General features: G+C 73.9%; 12 protein-coding genes. 4 read left to right on the forward strand and 8 right to left on the reverse strand.

Going from position 1 to position 15,891, the window contains the following annotated elements:
- Positions 1-4: 4 nt before the first annotated feature.
- From ACF08F_RS32970 to ACF08F_RS32990, 5 genes are all read right to left on the reverse strand, one after another.
- Positions 5-784, reverse strand: coding sequence for a phosphatase PAP2 family protein (locus ACF08F_RS32970; RefSeq protein ID WP_392302202.1), 780 nt, complete (start codon positions 782-784; stop codon positions 5-7).
- A gap of 9 nt (positions 785-793) precedes the next feature.
- A complete protein-coding gene (locus ACF08F_RS32975) occupies positions 794-1,459 on the reverse strand; it encodes a deoxynucleoside kinase (RefSeq protein WP_392302203.1) in 666 nt (221 codons plus the stop codon).
- 195 nt (positions 1,460-1,654) lie between these two features.
- Positions 1,655-2,140 (reverse strand): ATP-binding protein, encoded by a 486-nt coding sequence (locus ACF08F_RS32980; RefSeq protein ID WP_392302204.1) that lies wholly within the window; start codon positions 2,138-2,140, stop codon positions 1,655-1,657.
- A gap of 220 nt (positions 2,141-2,360) precedes the next feature.
- Positions 2,361-5,192 carry an AAA family ATPase gene (locus ACF08F_RS32985; protein ID WP_392302205.1) on the reverse strand — a complete coding sequence of 944 codons (2,832 nt, stop codon included), beginning with the start codon at positions 5,190-5,192 and terminating at the stop codon, positions 2,361-2,363.
- 173 nt (positions 5,193-5,365) lie between these two features.
- A complete protein-coding gene (locus ACF08F_RS32990; protein ID WP_392302206.1) occupies positions 5,366-5,815 on the reverse strand; it encodes a VOC family protein in 450 nt (149 codons plus the stop codon).
- Between the two features lie 95 nt (positions 5,816-5,910).
- Here ACF08F_RS32990 and ACF08F_RS32995 point away from each other — a divergent pair, with 95 nt between their 5' ends.
- Positions 5,911-6,495 carry a TetR/AcrR family transcriptional regulator gene (locus tag ACF08F_RS32995; RefSeq protein ID WP_392302207.1) on the forward strand — a complete coding sequence of 195 codons (585 nt, stop codon included), beginning with the start codon at positions 5,911-5,913 and terminating at the stop codon, positions 6,493-6,495.
- Positions 6,496-6,517: 22 nt separating this feature from the next.
- Here the strand turns inward: ACF08F_RS32995 and ACF08F_RS33000 are convergent, their stop codons facing one another.
- Positions 6,518-7,720 carry a serine hydrolase domain-containing protein gene (locus tag ACF08F_RS33000; RefSeq protein WP_392302208.1) on the reverse strand — a complete coding sequence of 401 codons (1,203 nt, stop codon included), beginning with the start codon at positions 7,718-7,720 and terminating at the stop codon, positions 6,518-6,520.
- A 171-nt stretch (positions 7,721-7,891) separates the two neighbouring features.
- Between ACF08F_RS33000 and ACF08F_RS33005 the strand changes: the two genes are divergently transcribed.
- The 3 genes from ACF08F_RS33005 (at position 7,892) to ACF08F_RS33015 (ending at position 13,448) form a co-directional block, all read left to right on the forward strand.
- Entirely contained in the window at positions 7,892-8,746 is an 855-nt protein-coding gene (locus ACF08F_RS33005) for a class E sortase (protein WP_392302209.1), read from the forward strand.
- A gap of 152 nt (positions 8,747-8,898) precedes the next feature.
- Positions 8,899-12,273 carry a pyruvate carboxylase gene (locus ACF08F_RS33010; protein WP_392302210.1) on the forward strand — a complete coding sequence of 1,125 codons (3,375 nt, stop codon included), beginning with the start codon at positions 8,899-8,901 and terminating at the stop codon, positions 12,271-12,273.
- A gap of 200 nt (positions 12,274-12,473) precedes the next feature.
- Entirely contained in the window at positions 12,474-13,448 is a 975-nt protein-coding gene (locus ACF08F_RS33015) for an FG-GAP repeat domain-containing protein (protein ID WP_392302211.1), read from the forward strand.
- 67 nt (positions 13,449-13,515) lie between these two features.
- Here ACF08F_RS33015 and ACF08F_RS33020 read toward each other — a convergent pair whose 3' ends face one another.
- Positions 13,516-14,514 carry a DUF5937 family protein gene (locus ACF08F_RS33020; protein WP_392302212.1) on the reverse strand — a complete coding sequence of 333 codons (999 nt, stop codon included), beginning with the start codon at positions 14,512-14,514 and terminating at the stop codon, positions 13,516-13,518.
- Positions 14,515-14,565: 51 nt separating this feature from the next.
- Positions 14,566-15,891: a M1 family metallopeptidase gene (locus ACF08F_RS33025; protein WP_392302213.1), complete on the reverse strand. Its 1,326-nt coding sequence runs from the start codon at positions 15,889-15,891 to the stop codon at positions 14,566-14,568.

Consider the following 15,891-nt stretch of genomic DNA (forward strand, 5'->3'; position numbering starts at 1 on the left):
AGCGTCAGCGGCCCTGCGGCCGATCGGACCGATCGGACCGGTCGGCCTGTCGGTCGGCGGTCCGGTCGGCCTGTCGGTCGGCCGCCGGCTGTGGGCGCGGGTCCGGCCTCCGCAGCGCCCGCCGGCCCGCCCGCCGGTCGGCCGTCCGGTCGACCAGCCAGGCGGTCGCCGGTACGACCGCGAGCGCGGTGCAGAAGCCGCCGAGCGTATCGGTCGGGTAGTGCGCGCCCAGGAGGACCTGCGCCCAGCCCATGGCACCGCCGGCGAGCAGCGTCGCGGTGAGCACGAGGGCCGTGACGGCCGGCCGGCCCGGGCCGAGCCGGCGGGTCGCGAGCAGCGCCACCACGAGGGCGAAGGCGGTGAGGAAGGCGGTGTGCCCGCTGGGGAACGAGAGGTTCTCGCCGTGGATGGTCCGTCCCACCACGGGCTTGAGCAACTTCGTCGCCCCCACGCTGATGCCGGTGGCGGCCACGACGAGCACCGCCGCGCGAGGGCCGCGCAGCGCCAGGCAGCCCGCCAGGGCGGTCGCGACGAGCGCCGCCGCCCCGAGGGGCTCGCCCAGGAAGTCCGTGGCCAGGGCGACGTGCCGCCACGTCGGCCCCGCACGGTCGATCGACGCCGAGAGCCGCGCGTCCACCGCGCCGGGCTCACCGGCGCCGGCGTACAGCAGCCCGAGTACGACGACCACGAGCGCGGCGAGCACGGCGACCGGCCCCAGCCGTGCCCGTACCGATGGGTGCAGAAGGTCCGGCCGCCGAGCGGTCCGGCAGTCGCGTAACACCACGCCCGCCCGTCAGACCCGACGCTGCCGGGCCGCGGCCAGGGCCTCCTCGACCTCCCGTACGACGCGGGCCGCGTCCTCGGGGTTGTTCACGACGTCGGTGCGGTTCATGTCGACGACGAGGACGTCGCTGGCCGAGTAGTGCTCGTGCACCCAGTCGTCGTAGCCGGACCACAGCGTCCGGTAGTACTCGACGAGGCTGTCGTCCTGCTCGAAGTCGCGGCCCCGCAGCCCGATGCGGTGCAGCACCGTGTCGAAGTCCGCCTTGAGGTAGACCATGAGGTCGGGCGCCTTGCGGTACGGCAGGCCGTCGATCTCGCGCATCATCTCGTCGAGCAGGCCCTCGTACACCTGCATCTCGAGGGAGCTGATCCGGCCCAGGTCGTGGTTGACCTTGGCGAAGTACCAGTCCTCGTAGATGGACCGGTCCAGGACGTTGTCGTCCTGGTGGTACGCGGCCTTGATCGAGGCGAACCGCGTCTGCAGGAAGTACAGCTGGAGGAGGAAGGGGTAGCGCTTGGCCTGGATCTCCTCGGGGCTCGCCGTGTAGAAGAGCGGGAGTATCGGGTTGTCCTCGACGCTCTCGTAGAAGACCTGGCTGCCCAACTCCTTCGCGAGCAGCTCGGCGACGCTCGTCTTGCCGATCCCGATCATGCCTCCGACGCAGATCACCGACATACCTCACTTCTCCTGGGAGTCTCGGCTCGTTCCCAGGGGTCGTGGTGATCGCTTGCCGCACACGGCGACGGGCCACCGCCCCGCGGGCCGTCCAAAAGCATAGAGGACGAGCGGTGCTCCCCGGCCGCCGTCGCCGGTCACCCCTCGCTGTCCGGGCCCGCCGGGCTCACGGCCACCGTCACCCCGGGTGCCCGCTCAGTCCCTCAGCGAGAGCTCGGCGACCACCCGGGTGCCGCCGTTCCTCGCGTGGACCGTGCAGCGCAGCGCGCAGGCCTCGACGATGTCCAGGCCGCGGCCGCCGCAGGCGAGCTCCCCTTCGGGCCGGGGGCGGCCCGCACGCGGCCGCCACCGGCCGTTGTCCCTGACCTCCACGGCGAGTGTCGAGAGGTCGGCGGAGAGCAGCAGGGCGACCTCGGGGCCGCCGCTGTGCCGCACCGCGTTGCCGACGAGCTCGCTGACCACGAGGCGCAGGGCGTCGTCGATCCCGGCCGGCAGGCCCCAGCAGGCCGCCACGCCCCGGGCGAACCGGCGCAGGGCCGGCACCGAGGCCGCGGTCGCGACCGTCAGGCAGCCGGCGGTCCGCCGCTCCGGGTACGACGGGTCCTGTCGTCGGTCCTGCGGGTGGAGGACGGGCCGGTCCTCGGCGAGGACGACCGGGCTGAGGCGCGGGCTGATGGACATCGGCTCTCCCGAGACGGCGGGTGGTTTCCCCCGCCCTCCACGATCGGCGCCCGGCCCGACGGAAACCATCCGGGTCGGCCGCTTTAGGGGTACTCAACGCGGGCCCGTGGCTGTGTGCGGGTGCGGGATTCACGTACCCCTGAGTGTGTGAGCGGGACTCGCGCACCCCGGGGCGTGTGCGGTTGCGGGACCCGTACCCCGGGTAGGTGCGGGAGTCCCGTCAGCCGTCCGGGCCCTGTTCCCCCAGCGTGCCCGCCACGTCCTTGCGCGTGGTGCCCAGCTTGCGCAGCACCCTGGCCACGTGGTTCTCGACGGTCCGCGTCGACAGGTAGAGCGTGTCCGCGATGGCCTGGTTGGTCTCGCCGGCCGCCAGCAGCTCCGCCACCTGCCGTTCACGGGGCGACAGCCGGTCGCCGTAGCCGCGGCGGCCCGGGGTGTCCGGCGGGGTGAGGCCGAGTTCCCGCGTGAGGTGGCGGCACCGCGAGACGTCGGCCACCGCGCCGAGCGCGGAGTACGCGTCGACGGCCGCCGCGAGGAGCGTCGCCGCCTCGGCGGGCTCGCGGGCCGCGGCCAGGGCGCGCCCCTGGCGTTCGGTGGCGTGGGCCGCCGCGTAGGGGCGCCCGATGTCCCGCCAGCCGCTCCGGGCCGCTCCGAACTCCTCCGCCGCGCGAGCGGGGTCCCCGTCGAGGTGGAGGAGTCCGCGGGCCAGGTGGAGCTCCGCCTGCGCCGCCGGTGCTTCCCGGCCCCGGAGTCCCTCGTCGGCCTCCTCCACGAGCCGCCGGGCCGAGGAGCGGTCCGCGCAGGCGAGGGCCGCCTCGACGGCCACGGGGACGAGGCCCGTCGCCTTGGTCCAGGACTCGGCGCCGCGGAGCGCGGCGAGGGCGGGTCCGGCCGCCTCCCAGGCCTCCCGCTCGGCTCCCTGGGCGAGGCGGACGGTCATGAGCCCGGCGGTGGCGCGCAGCTCGGTGCTCACGGCGATCTGCCGCGCCCCGTGCTGCACGGCCTGTTCGAAGTGCTCCAGGGCCGGGCCGCGCCGGCCGCGGGCGAAGGCCAGCGTGCCGAGGGCGAGCAGGCGCTCCGAGTGGGGCACGCTGATGTCCGGGTACGCGGCGATCAGGGCGTCGAAGCGGTCCTCCAGGCCGTCCCAGCGTCCGGCGAGGGTGTCCAGCCACAGGTCGAGCACGCGCCCGTAGCACTCCACGATCACCGCGCCCACCCGGCGCCCCTGCTGCCGGCTCTCCGTGACGAGCCCGGCGGCGCGGGCGTCGTGGCCGAGGGCGATGGCCGCCTCGGCGACGTTGTGGAGCGCCCGGGCGGTCTGCCACTGCCTGGCGGGGGAGTCCGTGTCCCGGGGCAGCCGGTCGAGGCGGTCCCAGAGGGTGTGGTCCCCGCGCCAGCCGAGCAGGGTCAGCTCCGTCGCCTCGTACGCCGCCCCGAAGTCCTCGTCCCCGCTGTCGTCGAGGGCCTGCCGGGCTCGTTCCATCCAGCGTGCCGACCAGGCGGGACCGGCCCGTTCGTTGAGCGCGAGGGCGAGCATGCCCCGGCCGGCGGTGACGGGGCGCTCGTCCAGCTCGTCGACCGCGAGTTCGAGTTCGCTCACCCAGGACGGGGAGGCCGACTCGTTGAGGAGCAGCAGGCCGAGCCCCAGGCGGATCTCCCCGCGGACCGGCCTCAGGAGGTGCGGGTCCTCGACCAGGCGCCGCAGCAGCCGTGCGGCGGCGGCGAAGTCGACCCCGTTGTACGCGATCCGGGCGAGCGCGGTGGCGGCGCGGGAGCGGCGCTCGGTGTCGAGGCCGGGCTCGTCGAGGATCCGGTGGAGCAGTGCGGCGGCGGTGCCCTGGTCCCCGACGGCGGCGGCCTGCTCGGCGGCCTCCTCGGCCCGGCGCAGCCATCCGGCGCGGTCGCCGAGGGCGAGGGTGTGATGGGCGATCTGGACGAGCGGGGCCGGGGTCCGCTCCTGGAGCGCGGCCACGGCGGCCCGGTGCAGCCGGCTCCGTCGCGGGGCCGGGGTGTGTCCGTACGCGACCTGCTGGGCGAGGACGTGCCGGAAGGCGTACCGCTGGTCCTCGGTCTCGCGGAGCAAGGAGCTGTTCAGGGCTTCGATCAGGGCGTCGGTGCCGGTCTCGGGGTCGAGGCCGGCGACGGCGGCGAGGAGCGCCTCGTCCGAGGGGACGGCCAGCACCGCCGCGGCGGCGACGATCGCGGCGCCGGCCGGTGACAGACCGGCGAGCCGCTCGGTGACCGCCTCGCGCAGGCCCTTGGGCACGTCGGTGTCCTGGAGGCGGCGGACCACCTCCCGATGGTCGGTCGTGCCTCCCTGCTCGGCGAGCGTGAGCAGGTCCTCCTCGGCGACCAGCGGGAGGCCCTCGCTCCGTTCGTAGAGCGCGGAGGCCAGCGCGGGTGTGGCGACCGGGCCGAGGGCGGCGGAGGCCAGTTCGCGGACGTCCTCCTGGGTGAGGGGGCCGAGCCTGATCACGGCGCCGCCCGCGCCCGACGGGTGGCGGTAGGCGGCGCCGAGCACCGAGGTGTCCGGGGGCAGGTCCTCGGCCCGGTAGGTGAGCACGAGGCCGAGTTCGTCCGGCGGGTCGCGGGCGAGCAGCAGGAGCAGGTCCCTGGTGGCCTCGTCCACCCAGTGCATGTCCTCGATGATCAGCGTGGTCGGCCCGAGGGCGGTGAGGAGCGCGCGGACTCCGTGGACCAGCCGGAGCCGCTCGGCCTGCTCCCCTCCCTGCGTGGCGGGCGCCGCCGGGAGCCGGTCGGCGAGGCCCGGCAGGAGCCGGGCGAGTGCGCCGACGGCGTCGGGCAGGCCGTTCTCCGGCAGCCAGGGGCCGGCCTTGGTCAGCGCGTCGGACACGGGTCCGTAGGGGAAGGGCTCGCGCAGCGGCTGGCAGAAGCCGATGAGGACGGGCCGGTCGCCCTCCGCTCGCAGTGCCGCGGCGGCCTCTCCGACGAGCCGCGACTTCCCGATCCCGGCCTCGCCCTCGATCAGGACGACTGCGGGCGGGTCGCGCAGGGCGGCCATGAGCAGGTCCAGCTCGCGTCGGCGTCCCACGTAGCGGAACGTGCCGACCGTCGCTGCCGCTCCCGGGCCGAGTGACCCCGCCACGCGCTCACCCACCTCGCCCCGGACGCCCCCGGCCCCTCCAGCCTAAGCGCGGCCGGCGCGACGGACGACCGGACGACGGGGCGGGAGCAGGCGAGCGGGCGGGAGCGGGTGAGCGGCGGTCAGACGCCGGTGTACTGGGCCGCGTACTCCTCCGTGGGCGGGACGACGGTGATCACGTCGATCAGTACGCCGTCGGGCGCGGCCACGATGAAGTGGCGCTGGCCGAACTCCTCCGTGCGCAACGACAGCACCTCGGGCAGCCCTGCCTCCGTCACGAGCCGCCGGTGCTCGGCGTCCACGTCGTCCACCTCGAAGTTCAGCAGCAGGCCGCCGCCGAGCGCGACCCGGTGGCCCTCGGGGACGGTCGGGTGGGCGTGGTCGAGGAGGGCCAGCTCGTACTGCGGGGCGTCGGGGCGGCGCAGGCTCACGTACCAGTCCGCCTCGAAGGTCACGTCGAACCCGAGGTGACGGGTGTAGAAGTCGCGGGAGGCCGCCACGTCCTCGGTCGCGAGCACCGGGTAGAAGCCGCCGAGCCCGGTCGTGGGCGAGGTGGCGTGTTCGTTCGTCATGGCAGTGACCCTTCGCGTCGCTTTCGCATACCCGGGGTATGTGAACCTTGGCGTTAGCATACCCCGGGTACGCGAAATGGAAAGGGCGGTACGCGATGGCGGTCAACCGAGCCGAACAGCGAGCGGCCACGCGGCGGGCGCTGCTGGCCGAGGGGCGGCGCCGGTTCGCCGCCGACGGCTACCACCACGTGGTGCTGGCCGAGGTGGCACGGGCCGCCGGGGTCACCAAGGGAGCCGCCTACCACCACTTCGACAGCAAGGCGGGGCTCTTCCGGGCCGTCGTCGGCGAGGTCCAGCGGGAGCTGGGCGAACGGGTCGCGACCGAGGCGGAGCGGCACGACGACCTCTGGGAACAGCTCCGGGCCGGCTGCCGGGCCTTCCTGGCCGCGGGGACCGACCCGGCGGTGCGGCGGATCCTGCTGGTCGACGCGCCGACCGTGCTGGGCTGGGACGAGTGGCGGGCGATGGACGAGGAGTCCTCCGCCCGCCACCTCGCGGAGGCCCTGGCGGCGCTCGCCGAGGCCGGAGTCATCGCCGACCAGCCGGTGGAGCCCCTGGCCCGGCTGCTCTCGGGCGCGATGAACGAGGCGGCGCTCTGGATCGCCCGCGGCGGGGACCCGCACGCCGCGGAACAGGCACTCGACCGCCTCCTGACGGGGCTGCGCACCGCGACGCCGTGACGTCCGGGCCCCGGGGGCGGGGTCAGTCGTGCAGCAGGGCGCAGACGAAGTTCTCCTGGACCGCGCGGACCTTGGCCAGCAGGTCCGGCTTGACCGTCTTGCTGGTCTGGGTGGTGATCGAGAAGGTGAGGGACCGCTTGCCGTCGGCCGTGCCGGCCGCGAACTGGGTGTAGCCCGGGAAGTTGCCGGTGTGGCCGAAGACCGTGCCGCACCGCGTCTTGTAGCGGAAGATCGCCAGTCCGCCCGCGTTGACCCCGGGTCCCGCGGGCTCCGAGGCGGCGCCGGGGATGAAGGTCCGCTGCTCGTGGCGGGTCTCCTTCGAGAGGAAGTCCCGGCCGCCGGCCCAGGCGCGGACGAAGGTGTTGAGGTCCTTCGGCGTCGAGACGATGCCGCCGGACGCCCAGACGCCCGACGCGCCGATGACCTCGCTGATGTCCTCCGGCGGGGCGGGCGGTGTCACGTCGTAGCCGTGCAGGTACGGCTCCGGCAGCCGGTAGCCCTGGGGCAGGCTGGTCCGCCCCGTGCCGAGGGGCCGGTAGACGAGCTGGTCGAGGAGCCGCTCGTACGGCCGCCCGGTGGCCGCTTCGGCCATCAGCGCGACGGCGATGTTGTCGGAGTTCGAGTACTCGTACGTCGATCCCGGCGGGAACAGCAGGTCCTCGTCGGCGACGAAGTCGAGCAGCCGGCGGGAGTCGAAGTGGTGCCGGGGGTCCTGCTGCAGGATCGCGACGAACGCCGGGGCCTTCGAGAAGTCGGGCAGCCCGCTGGTGTGGTTGAGCAGTTGACGGAGCGTCACCCCGTGCCAGGCGACCGGCAGCGAAGGCAGGCGCTCGCCGATCGTGTCGCCGAGGGCCAGCTTCCTCCGGTCCACCAGGCGGAGCGCGACCGCTCCGCTGTAGGCCTTGGCGACGCTCGCGATCCGCATGTGGTCGGTCGGCTGGGGCGGGCGGCCGGTCCTCGTGTCGGCGACCCCGGCCCGGTAGACCTTCGTCCGGTCGCCCTGCCGCATCGTCACGATCACGCCGGGCGGCCCGCCGGCCGTCCGGACGAGATCGTTCAGCTGCTTGCGCAGGTCCTTGTGCGCGGGCGACGGCGGGGGCTTCGGCGTGCCCGTGGCCTGGACGGGCTGGACCAGGGCGGCGAGGGCGGCGGACGCGGCCAGGCCCGCGACGGACAGACGCAGACGTGCGCGTGAGCGGGACCGGACTTCAGGGCGTGCCGACACGGGAGCTCCTTCACGGTGACGCCGGGTGGACGGGCACCCCGTTTCGCGGGGTCCGCCTCAGCATCGGGTGCGCCGCCGGAAGCCGCCTGCCCGGTGCGCCATCCGGCCCAGACCCCGCCGGGGCGGCCGCCGTGGGTGCCGGGGCGAGGAGGGTGGGCCATCCTTGGGGGTATGAGTGCCGCGCGTGGAGGGTCCTTCCGGACGGGGCCGCTGGCCGGTGGAGCGGTCTCCCGCCGGGCTCGGGTCGCCGTCGTCGCCGTGCTGCTCGCGGGCACCGCCGCCGCGGCGGGCGGCTGCGCGGGCGGCGACGGTGCCGGTTCACGTACCGGTGCGAGTACCAGTCCCCGCTCCAGTGCTGCCGGTGCCGGTACGCCCACGGGAGCGCACGGCCCCTCGTCGGTGGCCCCGGCGACGACGGGGACGGGCCAGGGCCCGGCGACGACGTCCGCGGCCCCCTCGCCGTCGCCCTCGGTTCCGGTCCCCTCCGCCACTCCCCCGGTCCCCTCGCCCCGCGGGCCCGTCGCCGCCGAGCTGTCCATACCGTCGATCGGGGTCGAGGACCTCGACGTCGTCCCGTACGAAGGCACCACCGACGACCGCCCGGGCACCCGGATACAGGACCGTGGTGTGGCGGCGAGCCCGTACGGGAAGCGCGGTGGTGTGGGGCCCGGCGACATCGGCAACTACCTGGTGACCGCCCACCGGCTCTCGGCGGGCGGGCCCTTGCGCGAGCTGCCCTCGGTCGAGGTCGGCGACCAGGTGCACGTCACCGTCGAAGGCACCGTCTACACCTACGAGATCACCGAGACCCGCAGCACGTCCTTCCGTTCGGCTCGTTCGCTCGCCGAGCAGCGCGCCGCGGTGCCGGGCGAACCGGGCGAGAAGCCCACCCGGGCCATGATCACGCTCTCCACCTGCGCGACGCCGGAGGACAACGCGGCGGGCAACTTCTGGCGGGACGCCCTGCACAACCCCGAGCACCGCATCGACAAGGTGGGCGTCCTGACCTCGACACGCGCGGCCTGACCGGCAGGACGCCTCACGGCGATGATCCATGTCACTGTGATGGGACCTTCAGTAGCCCACGGCGCAGCCCTTAGCGTTGCCGGAACGAGCCGGGCGCGACGCGGGCGAGTGGCGCCCCCAGGGCTCATCACCGGCAGGGTGAAGGGATCAGGATGTTCCGCAAGGTGCTGGTAGCGAACCGCGGGGAGATCGCGATTCGCGCGTTCCGCGCTGGCTACGAACTGGGTGCGCGTACGGTTGCCGTCTTCCCTCACGAGGACCGCAACTCACTGCACCGTCTGAAGGCCGACGAGGCGTACGAGATCGGTGAGCCAGGGCACCCGGTACGGGCGTACCTCTCCGTGGAGGAGATCATCCGGGCGGCTCGCCTGGCCGGTGCCGACGCCGTCTACCCGGGGTACGGGTTCCTCTCCGAGAACCCGGAGCTGGCGCGCGCCTGCGAGGAGGCGGGCATCACGTTCGTCGGCCCGTCCGCGCAGACCCTGGAGCTGACCGGCAACAAGGCGCGGGCCGTGGCCGCCGCCCGCGAGGCGGGTGTGCCGGTGCTGGGTTCCTCGGCGCCCTCCACCGACGTGGACGAGCTGGTGGCGGCCGCCGAGGGCATCGGCTTCCCGGTGTTCGTCAAGGCCGTCGCCGGTGGCGGCGGCCGGGGCATGCGGCGGGTCGAGGACCCGGCGAGCCTGCGGGAGTCCATCGAGGCGGCGGCCCGCGAGGCCGAGTCCGCCTTCGGCGACGCGACCGTCTTCCTGGAGAAGGCCGTCGTCGACCCCCGTCACATCGAGGTGCAGATCCTCGCGGACGGCGAGGGCGGTGTCATCCACCTGTACGAGCGGGACTGCTCGCTCCAGCGCCGCCATCAGAAGGTGATCGAGCTCGCGCCCGCCCCGAACCTCGACCCGGAGGTCCGCCGGCGCATCTGCGACGACGCCGTGAAGTTCGCCCGCCGGATCGGCTACCGCAACGCCGGCACCGTGGAGTTCCTCCTCGACCCCGAGGGCAACCACGTCTTCATCGAGATGAACCCGCGCATCCAGGTCGAGCACACCGTGACCGAGGAGGTCACGGACATCGACCTGGTGCAGTCGCAGCTGCGCATCGCCGCCGGGGAGACCCTCGCCGACCTCGGTCTGGCGCAGGAGTCCGTCGTCCTGCGCGGCGCCGCGCTGCAGTGCCGGATCACCACCGAGGACCCGGCCAACGGCTTCCGCCCGGACACCGGGATGATCAGCGCGTACCGCTCCCCCGGCGGTTCGGGCATCCGGCTCGACGGCGGAACCACCCACGCCGGTACGGAGGTCAGTGCCCACTTCGACTCGATGCTGGTCAAGCTGACCTGCCGGGGGCGGGACTTCGGGACCGCCGTCGACCGGGCCCGGCGGGCGGTGGCCGAGTTCCGCATCCGTGGCGTTTCGACGAACATCCCGTTCCTCCAGGCGGTGCTGGACGACCCGGACTTCCAGGCTGGCCGGGTCACCACGGCGTTCATCGAGCAGCGGCCGCACCTGCTCACCGCGCGCCACTCGGCCGACCGCGGCACGAAGCTGCTCACCTACCTCGCCGACGTCACCGTGAACAAGCCGCACGGGCCCCGGCCCGACCTGGTCGCCCCGGCCACGAAGCTGCCCCGGCGGGCCGCCGGTGAGCCGCAGGCCGGGTCCCGGCAGCGGCTGGCCGCGCTCGGTCCCGAGGGCTTCGCGCGGAGTCTGCGCGAGTCGCCGACCCTGGGCGTCACCGACACCACCTTCCGCGACGCCCACCAGTCGCTCCTCGCGACCCGCGTCCGGACGAAGGACCTGCTCGCCGTCGCCCCGACGGTGGCGCACTCGCTGCCGCAGCTGCTGTCCCTGGAGTGCTGGGGCGGTGCCACCTACGACGTCGCGCTGCGCTTCCTCGCCGAGGACCCCTGGGAGCGTCTCGCCGCGCTGCGCGAGGCCGTGCCCAACATCTGTCTGCAGATGCTGCTGCGCGGCCGCAACACCGTGGGGTACACGCCCTACCCGACCGAGGTGACCGACGCCTTCGTGCAGGAGGCCGCCGCCACCGGCATCGACATCTTCCGGATCTTCGACGCGCTCAACGACGTCGACCAGATGCGGCCCGCCATCGACGCCGTACGGGCGACCGGGACGGCGGTGGCCGAGGTCGCGCTCTGCTACACCTCCGACCTCTCCGACCCGGCGGAGCAGCTCTACACGCTCGACTACTACCTGCGGCTCGCCGAGAGGATCGTGGCGGCCGGGGCGCACGTGCTGGCGGTCAAGGACATGGCCGGTCTGCTGCGCGCCCCCGCCGCCGCCAAGCTGGTCTCCGCGCTGCGCAGCGAGTTCGACCTGCCGGTGCACCTCCACACCCACGACACCGCGGGCGGTCAGCTCGCCACCTACCTCGCCGCGATCCAGGCCGGGGCGGACGCGGTGGACGGCGCGGTGGCCTCCATGGCGGGCACCACCTCGCAGCCCTCGCTGTCGGCGATCGTCGCCGCGACGGACCACTCCGAGCGGCCCACCGGCCTCGACCTCCAGGCGGTGGGCGACCTGGAGCCCTACTGGGAGAGCGTCCGCAAGATCTACGCCCCCTTCGAGGCGGGGCTCGACTCGCCGACCGGGCGCGTGTACCACCACGAGATCCCCGGCGGGCAGCTCTCCAACCTGCGGACGCAGGCCGTCGCGCTCGGCCTCGGCGACCGGTTCGAGGACGTCGAGTCGACGTACGCGGCCGCGGACCGGATGCTGGGCCGGCTGGTGAAGGTCACGCCCTCGTCGAAGGTGGTGGGCGACCTCGCCCTGCACCTCGTGGGCGCGGGGGTGGACCCCAAGGCCTTCGAGGCGGCGCCGAACCGCTTCGACATCCCGGACTCGGTCGTCGGCTTCCTCCACGGCGAACTGGGCACGCCGCCCGGCGGCTGGCCGGAGCCGTTCCGCACGAAGGCGCTGGAGGGCCGTCCCGCGCCCAGGCCGATGCGGGACCTGACCGCCGAGGACCGCACCGGGCTGGCCAAGGACCGCCGCGCGACCCTGAACCGCCTCCTCTTCCCCGGCCCGACGAAGGCGTTCGAGGCGCACCGCCAGGCGTACGGCGACACCAGCGTGCTCGACAGCAAGGACTTCTTCTACGGGCTGCTTCCGGGGAAGGAGTACGCGGTCGACTTTGGTCCCGGTGTGCGGCTGCTCATCGAGCTGGAGGCCATCGGCGAGGCCGACGAGCGGGGCATGCGCACCGTCCTGTCCACCCTGAACGGCCAGTTGCGTCCGATCCAGGTGCGCGACGAGGCGGCGGCCGCCGACCTCCCGGTGACGGAGAAGGCCGACCGGTCCGACCCCGGCCATGTCGCCGCGCCGTTCGCCGGTGTGGTCACGCTGGCCGTCGCCGAGGGCGACGAGGTCGAGGCCGGTGCGACGGTGGCGACGATCGAGGCGATGAAGATGGAGGCCTCGATCACCGCCACGCGGAGCGGCCGAATCGCGCGCCTGGCCATCACCAGGATCCAGCAGGTGGAAGGCGGCGACCTCCTCGTCGAGATCGTGTGACACGGCAGGGGGTGTCCCGTCGGTCCGGCCCGACCGGTGGGACACCCCCTGCGGCGTGTCCCGGGTTCGTCGCCTTCGCCCCGGCTCCGTTTAAGCGGTGACGAAATCGTGGCCGGGGCAGGCGCGCGCGGCGGAAGGTTCTTCCCGGCGCCCGGCGACGGGTGCCGGGACCCACACCACCTTCCACCGTGAGGACGGCCATGACCCGCATGACCACCGCCGCCGGGACGACCCCGGCCGCCCGCCCCACCAGGGCCTTCCGGGGCCTGAGGGCGCTCGCCCTCGGCCTGACGGCGCTCGCGCTCGGGATCGCCGGGACCACCGCTCCGGCCACCGCCGTGCCGCTGGTTCTCTCCGGCGGCTCCTTCACCGGCGACGCGCTCGCCGACCTGGTGAAGAAGGAGGGCGACTCCTTCCGCGTCTGGCAGAACACCGACGGCGACGACCGGGCATGGCCCTGGGGCGGCACCGGAAAGGTGCACGGCAGCGGCTGGAGCGGTGTCGACCCGAGCAAGGTGTACTTCGCCGATCTCACGAACGACCGGTACAAGGACCTCGTCCTGCTGGACGGTGACAGCTTCCGCGTCTGGACCCACAACGGGACGCCCACGTTCGGCGCCAACCCGTGGACCGTCCCGCCGTTCCGCACCGGCGGCGGCTGGTCCGGCCACGACCCGTCGGCCATCTGGTTCGCGGACATCGACGGCAACGGGCAGGACGACCTCGTCCAGCGGAGCGGTGACGTGCTCCGCTACTTCCGCAACCTCGGCGAGGGCAAGAGCTGGGCCGCCCCGGTGACCATCGGGTACGGCTACGGCGGCCACAATCCGCGGGCCATCTGGTTCGCCGACCTCAACGGCGACCAGCGCGCCGAGCGCATCGAGCGGTTCGGCGACCAGTTCATGGTGGCGCCCAACACCACGGGCGGCGGAGGCGGTTGGCCGTACGGCACGGTGTACTTCACCGGCTCCGGCTGGTCCGGGCACGACCCGGCCGCCATCTGGTTCGCCGACATCACCGGCGACAACCGGGCCGACCTCGTCCAGAAGTCCGGTGACGCACTGAGGTACTTCCCCAACAACGGCTCCGGCAGCGGACACACGAACTGGTCCGCGGGAGTCGGCGCCGGCACCGGCTGGTCCTCCGTGGACCCGAAGGGCATCTACTTCGCCTGATCCCTGAGGGACGGGGGTCCACAGGGAACAGCGATGCACGGGGGGCGGCCCCGAAGCGTGGCCACGGCTACGTCTTCGGGGCCGCGTGCCGTGCGGGCGCACCCAGCAACTGCCCTGCCAGCGGGGTCCGTTGGTGGAGCATCCAGCGCCCCGAGCGGCGCGAGGTGACGAGGCTGCAGCGCCGCAGCACCGACAGGTGCTGGGACACCGCCGCCGAGGTGAGGTCCAGGTAGGCCGCGAGCTGGCTGGTGGACAGGGGCAGATCGAGGTGGGCGAGCAGCGCGGCCCGGCTGCGCCCGATCAGCTCGGCGAGCGGCTGGGCGGCCTGCCCCGCCGTCTCCTCCGTCCACAGCCGGCCGATCCCGCGCGGCGAGTACGTGAGCGTCGGCTGGTAGGGCTCGTTGTGCAGGACGAGCAGCCGGGGCCAGGCGAAGACGCAGGGAACGAGCAGCAGCCCCGCGCCGTCGGACGAACGGCGGGCGGAGTGGAGGGGTTTGTCGATGAGGAGCCGGTCGACCTCGTAGCGCGCCTCGGGGTGGAGGTCGTCGAAGACCTTGGCGAGGCCGCCGGTGGTGAGCTGCCCCGCCCGGTGCGCGATGTCGGCGTCGTCGAGAGCCCGCAGCCGCGGCCACACCGGCTCGACGGCGGCCCGCCAGTACGCGGCCATCGTGTCCACGAGACCGGGCAGTTCCCGCTCCGGGTCCTCGTACAGCGGGCGCAGGACGGCGGGGAGCAGGTCTCCGGTGCCCAGTTCGTCGAGCGCGGTGCGCACCGTGGCGGCGGGCGTCGCGGCGATCGCGTCCAGCTCGTCGCGGAACTCCCCGGTCAGGGCCTCCGGCGGCGGTGCGAGGAAGTCGGGGACGACACGGGGCCCTTGGGCGAGCGCGAGCAGCACACGCAGGTCGAGGCCGCGCACGCGTCCCGCCGCGAACTCCCGCCAGGGCCGGTGCACCACGGGTCGGCGGGTGCCGGCGAGGACGGGGACGCTGTGCACGAGTTCCTCGAGCGGGGAGCGTGCGAAGCGTATGCGCGTCAGATCGTCGGGCCCGAAGATGATCTCGATCACGCCTGCGAGCGTACCCCCGCGCGATCGGTTCGAACGGGGCCGCCCGACGCCCTACGGCAACGGCAGCGGAGGCAGGGGGCCGCGGTGGAGCCAGGAGGTGAGCAGGGTGTCCACGGGGGAGGTCGCGTAGCGGGCCACGTGGGCGGTGAAGCTCTCGGTGGTGACGACGCCGTGGCGGTGGGACGTGGCCCAGTCGCGCAGCAGCCGGAAGAACGGCCCGTCGCCCAGCGCGCAGCGGACCGCGTGCACCGCGAGGCCTCCGCGCTGGTAGAGGCGGTCGTCGAACATGAGTTTGCGGCCCGGGTCGGCGAGGACCAGGTCCTGGGGCTGCGTGGCCAGCAGCCGGTGTGCGGCGGTGGCCAGTTCCTGTGCGGTGCGGCCGCCGGAGCGCTCCGACCAGAGCCATTCGGCGTACTTGGCGAAGCCCTCGTTGAGCCAGATGTGGCGCCAGTCGCCGATCGTGACGCTGTTGCCGAACCACTGGTGCGCGAGCTCGTGGGCGATGAGCCGCTCCGAACCCCGTACGCCGTCCACGTGGTTGACGCCGAAGAGGGAGAGGCCCTGGGCCTCCACCGGCACGTCCAGCTCCTCGTCGGCGACGACGACCGCGTACTCGCCCAGCGGGTAGGGGCCGAAGAGCTCCTCGAAGGTCCGCATCATCGCGGGCTGCCGGGCGAAGTCCCGGGAGAACTTGGGCAGGAGGTGCGCGGGTACGTGGGCGGTCTGCGGGACGTCGTCGAGGCCGGGTTCGCCGAGGAGCACGGTCTGGTACATGCCGATGGACAGGCCGACGAGGTAGCTGGAGGTCGGCGCGGTCTGCTCGTACACCCAGGTGGTCGTGGAGGCCTTCGTCGTCCGGGTCAGCAGCCGGCCGCCCGCCACCACCGTGTACGCGGACGGGGTGTTGACCGAGATCTGGTACGAGGCCTTGTCGGCGGGCCGGTCGTTGCACGGGTACCAGGAGGGCGCGCCGACCGGCTGGCTCGCGACGAGCGCCCCGTCGGTGAGCTCCTCCCAGCCGAGGCCGCCCCAGGGGCTGCGGACCGGCTTGGGGTTTCCCGACCAGTGCAGCTCGACGGTGAAGGCGGCGCCGGCGGGGAGGGGCTTGGCCGGCCGGAGGCGCAGTCTGCCGCCGCGGTGGGTCCAGTGGGGCGCGCGGCCGTTGACCTGGATCCGGCCGACCTTGAACTCGGCGAGGTTGAGGGCGAACTCGGTGAGCGGCGCCCGGCCGACGATGGCGCTGAGCCGGGCCGTGCCGGAGAGCCGGTTGGGGCCGGGGCGGTAGTCCAGGGCGATCTCGTACCGGTGGACGCGGTAACGGGGGTCGCCGTTGGCCGGAAAGTACGGGTCCGACGCCGTTGTCCTCTGGCCGCTCAC

The organism is Streptomyces sp. NPDC015130 (genome assembly GCF_043080005.1).
GTDB lineage: Bacteria > Actinomycetota > Actinomycetes > Streptomycetales > Streptomycetaceae > Streptomyces.

Bases quoted from the DNA above. Each gene is read 5' to 3' on its own strand.
- ACF08F_RS32990 (WP_392302206.1), bottom strand. From the start codon at position 5,815: ATGACGAACGAACACGCCACCTCGCCCACGACCGGGCTCGGCGGCTTC.
- ACF08F_RS32980 (WP_392302204.1), bottom strand. From the start codon at position 2,140: ATGTCCATCAGCCCGCGCCTCAGCCCGGTCGTCCTCGCCGAGGACCGG.
- ACF08F_RS33015 (WP_392302211.1), top strand. From the start codon at position 12,474: ATGACCCGCATGACCACCGCCGCCGGGACGACCCCGGCCGCCCGCCCC.
- ACF08F_RS32995 (WP_392302207.1), top strand. From the start codon at position 5,911: ATGGCGGTCAACCGAGCCGAACAGCGAGCGGCCACGCGGCGGGCGCTG.
- ACF08F_RS33005 (WP_392302209.1), top strand. From the start codon at position 7,892: ATGAGTGCCGCGCGTGGAGGGTCCTTCCGGACGGGGCCGCTGGCCGGT.
- ACF08F_RS33010 (WP_392302210.1), top strand. From the start codon at position 8,899: ATGTTCCGCAAGGTGCTGGTAGCGAACCGCGGGGAGATCGCGATTCGC.
- ACF08F_RS32975 (WP_392302203.1), bottom strand. From the start codon at position 1,459: ATGTCGGTGATCTGCGTCGGAGGCATGATCGGGATCGGCAAGACGAGC.